Source organism: Arthrobacter sp. SPT-J7 (assembly GCF_059089965.1).
Window position 1 is genome coordinate 1 of the sequence record NZ_JBNHFF010000214.1, and the last position, 5,464, is coordinate 5,464.

General features: G+C 66.6%; 3 protein-coding genes. All 3 read left to right on the top strand.

The features are described 5' to 3' along the window. Nucleotides 1–227 precede the first annotated feature (227 nt). Nucleotides 228–1,832, top strand: a complete 1,605-nt coding sequence (locus AC5RWX_RS29595) for a cytochrome ubiquinol oxidase subunit I (protein ID WP_494099795.1) — start codon at nucleotides 228–230, stop codon at nucleotides 1,830–1,832. 44 nt (nucleotides 1,833–1,876) lie between these two features. Further along, nucleotides 1,877–2,926: a cytochrome d ubiquinol oxidase subunit II gene (cydB, locus tag AC5RWX_RS29600; RefSeq protein ID WP_494099793.1), complete on the top strand. Its 1,050-nt coding sequence runs from the start codon at nucleotides 1,877–1,879 to the stop codon at nucleotides 2,924–2,926. A gap of 3 nt (nucleotides 2,927–2,929) precedes the next feature. After that, nucleotides 2,930–5,464: thiol reductant ABC exporter subunit CydD (gene cydD, locus AC5RWX_RS29605; protein WP_494099794.1), on the top strand; the 2,535-nt coding region annotated here is incomplete at its 3' end.

Here is a 5,464-nt window from a genome sequence, read left to right on the forward strand (position 1 = left end):
GTGACTTCAAGCGTGTAGTCCAACTACAGGGTCCAATTTACCCCGATTTCCGGTCACTTTCTACATTGGGTAGAACAGGAGGCTCACGTGTCCCCTGGAGAGCCCTGGAGGGTATGGCAGCGCGTTTTACTCCGCCGCCGGCGTTGTTCTACACTTTGTAGAAGTTAGAGTTTCTACAGTACGTAGAAAACCTGCATCGGCTGACAGTAGGGACCGCCTTGGACGCTTTGGACGCTCTGGAAATTGCACGCTGGCAATTCGGCATCACCACCGTTTACCACTTCATGATGGTCCCGCTGACCATCGGCCTGGGGCTGGTCGTGGCATTGATCCAGACTGCCTGGCACCGCACAGGAAAACCTGAATACCTCCGGATGACCAAGTTCTGGGGAAAGCTCTTCCTCATCAACTTCATCATGGGCGTGGCCACCGGCATCGTCCAGGAATTCCAGTTCGGAATGGCCTGGAGCGAGTACAGCCGCTTTGTGGGCGACGTCTTCGGCGCTCCGCTTGCGCTGGAGGCACTCCTGGCCTTCTTTGTCGAGTCCACCTTCCTGGGCCTGTGGATCTTCGGGTGGAAGCAGCTGAAGCCAGGCATCCACCTTGCGTGCCTCTGGATCGCTGTTGTGGGTTCGGTGTTCTCCGCCTACTTCATCATCGTGGCCAACAGCTGGATGCAGCACCCCGTAGGTGTTGAGATGATCGACGGCCGGCCAGTCATGACGGATGCCTGGGCAGTCTTCACCAACAACACCGCGCTGGTTGCAGTTCCCCACACACTGTTCGGCGCCCTCGCCGTCGCCGGCGGCTTCCTGCTCGGCATCGCCTGGTACCACCTGTGGCGGAGGCGGCGTGACGGCGTGGACACCGTGGGTCCTGACGGCAAGGTGGTTCCCGGTGTTGCAGCGGACATCCCCGGCCGAGACAAAAATGACCACAGGGTGTGGATCCGGTCCCTCCGCATCGGCGCCGTGGTGGCCATGATCTCCTTTGCCGGCACCGCCCTCACCGGAGACCTCCAAGGCAAACTGATGTTCGAGCAGCAGCCCATGAAAATGGCGGCCGCAGAAGCAGCCTGCCACGACGGCACGGGCTTCTCCGTCCTGAGCGTCGGCAACCTCGGCTCCCAGAACTGCGACGACATCGTGGCCCTGATCGAGGTCCCCGGTATCCTCTCCTACCTGGCCAAGGGTGACTTCACCACCGAAGTCCAGGGCGTCAACAGCCTCCTGCCCCAGTACAAGGAGGCGTACGGAACGCACCTGCCAGACAACCCCATTTACGGCGAACGCGCCGGCCAGGAAATCGACTACCTTCCGGTCATGGAGGTCACCTACTGGGGCTTCCGCATGATGATCGGGTTCGGCGGGCTGGCAGCCCTGGCGGCACTGGTGGCCCTCTGGCTCACCCGCAACGGAACCGTCCCCGAATCACGGTGGCTGATGCGCCTCGCCGTCTTCGGAATCCTCGCCCCGTTCGGGGCCAACGCAGCCGGCTGGATCTTCACCGAGATGGGCCGCCAGCCGTTTGTAGTGGCACCCAACCCCGATCCCAACGGCATCGACCAGGTCTTTATGTTCACCGCTGCCGCTGTCTCACCCGGTGTCACTGCCGGGGAACTGCTCGCGTCACTCGTCACGCTCACGGCCATCTACGCGGGGCTGCTGGTAGTGGAAGTGAAACTGCTGGTGAAGTACATCCGGGGCGGCGTGGTGTCCGCCATGCCCGAGTTGGTCCACGCACCCGTTGACGAAAACGAGGACGCCACCCCCGGCCCGGGAGGGCAGGGCGGCGGCAAAACCCCCGACGACGTCCTGGCCTTCGCCTACTAGTCCACGCCAATAGTCCCCCCAAAGAAGAGCAGAGGAAACGAAGTATGGAACTGCTGCCAACCATCTGGTTCATCGCCATCGCGGTGCTGTGGACCGGCTACCTCTTCCTGGAGGGCTTTGACCTGGGCGTGGGGATGCTGATGAAGCTGTTCGCCCGGAACAACACCGAGCGCCGCGTCCTGCTCAACACTGTAGGCCCTGTCTGGGACGGCAACGAGGTCTGGCTCCTGACCGCCGGCGGTGCGACGTTTGCCGCGTTCCCGCTCTGGTACGCCTCCCTGTTCTCCGCCCTGTACCTTCCGCTGCTGGTAGTACTGGTTGCCCTGATCTTCCGGGCTGTGGCCTTCGAGTACCGCGGCAAGGTGGATACGGATCAGTGGCGGGCCAGGTGGGACTGGGCCATCGCGCTGGGGTCCTTCTTCGCAGCCTTCGGCGTGGGTGCGGCCCTGGCCCTGACCACCACCGGCCTTCCCCTGAACGCCAACGGGGACCGCGAAGGGGGGCCGCTCGCCTGGTTCAGCGGCTACGCAGTGCTGGGCGGACTCGCCGTCGTCGGGTTCTCGCTGGTACACGCCCTCGCCTTCCTCGCGCTGAAGACCGACGGCGACGTGCGGCACCGTGCCCGCACGTGGTTTGTCCGGCTTCTCCCGGTCCTGCTCCTGCCCATGGCGGGCTGGGCATTGAGCATCCAGTTCCTCGACGGCAAGGTGTGGACCTGGGCGCTGGTCCTGCTGGCGGTTGCGGCCGCGGCTGCAGCCTGGTCCAAGGCCCGCAAGGGCGCTGAAGGCAAGGCCTTCGTCGCACTGGGTGTCTTCCTGGCATCGGGTTCGGCGTCCATCTTCGGTGCTGTGTTCCCGGTAGTGCTGCCGTCCACGCTGAACGGGGCTTTTGACCTGACCATTTCCAACGCTTCCTCCTCGGACTACACGCTGGGCCTGATGAGTGTTGTGGCAGCGTTCGGCCTGCCCTTGGTCATCGCCTACCAGGCCTGGACCTACTGGGTGTTCCGGAGACGGGTCAGCGCAGCGCACATTCCCGAGGCCCACAGCTTCCTGCCAGCCATCGCCGCCAAGGCCTTCACCACCAAAGGCTGACATATGCGTCCAACTTTCCCGCCCGGCCCGGCCACCCGTTCAGCCATCTACTGGCTGGGACTCCTGGCCGCCCTCAAGGCGTTGTCTCTGGTCCTGATCGGGCAGGCTGTGGCCTCGGCACTCGCGGGGCTCATGGCGGGTAACCCGGCCTGGGCGGACCAAGTGGCAGTCGGCATGGCGGGAGTGATGCTGCGGTCCCTCACGGTGTGGGGGCAGGCAGTGGCAGCCCGTCGGGCAGCCCTTGGCATCAAGGAGGAGCTGCGCTCCGGATTGCTGGAAAGGGCGCTGCGGAACGGCGTCCGCGGCACGGGACCGGCCGACGGCGGACTGGCAGTGCTTGCCACCCGCGGACTGGATGCGCTGGACAGCTATTACACCCAGTTTCTGCCCGCGCTCGTGAACTGCGCGGCCATCCCGCTCCTGGTGGGCGCCCGCATCCTCTTCGCCGACTGGGTCAGTGCCGCAGTGATCGTCCTGACCGTTCCGCTGGTGCCGCTGTTTATGGTGCTGATTGGCCGATACACCGAGGACAACGTCCGCGAGGCGCAGGCGTCCCTCGCCAGGCTGTCCACCCACATGCTGGAACTCGCCAAGGGGCTGCCGGTCCTAGTGGGCCTGGGGCGCGCCACCGCGCAGCGCAAGGCGCTCGAGGAGATCTCCGAGGAATACCGTGCCCGCACCATGGGAACGCTGCGGACCGCGTTCCTCTCGGCGCTGGCGCTGGAGCTCATCGCCACCATCTCCGTGGCCGTCGTGGCCGTTTTCATCGGTGTCCGCCTGGTCCACGGTGACATGCCGCTGGAGGCCGGCCTGCTGGCCCTGATCCTCGCACCGGACTGCTACCTGCCGCTGCGCGAACTGGGCACCGCCCACCATGCCAGCGACGACGGCCGGGTGGCGCTCGCCGAAACAACGGCAGTGACAGATGCCCCGGAACCGCAGCCGCTTCGGACAACCCCGGCCGGCCGGCTCGGCGCGCCCATTACCGTCAGCTGCCTTACCGTCAGCTACGAAGGGCGGTCCCTGCCCGCCGTCGGACCGCTCAGCTTCAGTGCACCGCAATGCAGGATCACCGCGCTGGACGGGCCCAGCGGCGCCGGCAAAAGCACGGTGCTGGGAATTCTGGCCGGGACCATCGGCCACGGAGCCGGCACCACGGTCAGCGGCACCATCAAGGGCCTGGACCGCACCAGGATTGCCTGGGTTCCGCAGCATCCGGTCATGGCGGCGGAGACGGTACTCGACGAGGTCATGCTCTACCTGTCGGGCGGCTCCGGCCTTGAAACAGTTGGACATAGGCGCCGGGGATCGGAAGCTGCTGCCCGCGCCTGCCTGGTCCGGGCTGCAGCCGGACACCTTGCTGCGAAACACCCTGCGGAACTGAGCCCGGGAGAGCTACGCCGCGTGGCCCTGGCGCGCGGCCTGGCGCGGATCGAAGCCGGCGCCACCGTCCTGCTGCTGGATGAGCCCACGGCGCACCTGGACGACGCCTCAGCCGCATTGGTGGAAGATGCCATCAGGAAGCTCCGGGGACAGGTGACTGTCATCCTCGTGGCGCACGAGGACCGCACCCGTGCCCTCGCGGAACACCTGGTGCCGGTGGGCGGGCACGGCGCCGCGGTCCCGGCTGCCGCACGGCCGGCAGGCATCGTCGAACCCCTTCCGAATACTGCGATGCCGAACGTGCCGGCACCTGCTGCTGCCTCTTCGCCCGCGGATGGCCGGCCAGGCCCTGCAGAGACTCCCGCCGCAAGCGCCGGAGAGCACGACGCAAACAAGCGCGGTGCCGCCCGGTTGCTGGCCGCACTCCTGGCGCCCGTGCGGGGCAAGTCCGCCGCCGCGGCCCTGGTGGGCACCCTGGCAGCGGTATTCGCCGTCGCCCTGTCCGGGCTGTCCGGCTGGCTCATCATCCGCGCCAGCGAGCAGCCACCCATCCTGTACCTGCTCACCGCGATCGTTGGGGTACGGTTCTTCGGAATCGGCCGCGCTGTGCTTCGCTACTGTGAGCGGCTCCTCCTGCACGACGCCGTGTTTGCTGCCCTCACGCAGTTGCGGGGCCGGCTCTGGGAGTCCCTGAGCCGGCGCGCGCTGCCGCTCCGCCGCCTGTTGCAGGGCGGAAACGTCCTCGGAACCGTGATTGATGACGTCGATACCGTCCGCGACCTCCTGCCGCGCGTTGTCCTGCCGCCGGTCACAGCGCTCGCGGTTTCAGTTCTGGCCCTGGTCACCACTTCGTTGCTGGTGCCTGCCGCGCTTCCCGCTGTGGTTGCCGCCAGCGTGGCGGGCCTCCTGCTCGCTCCGGCGGTCGCACTCTGGGGCGACCGCAAGTCCGCCACCGCCGAACAACTCCTTCGCTCCGGGGTCCTGCGCCATGTTTCGGCAGCCATTGACGCCCGTGCCGAGCTCCACGCCAACGGCGCAGCTCCCCGCGTGCTTGATGAACTGCGGGTCCAGGACCGCGCGGCAACCAAGGCTTCCCAGCGTTCGGCCTGGGCTGACGGCCTGGGGCAGGCCCTCACCACTGCGGCCTGCGGTGCG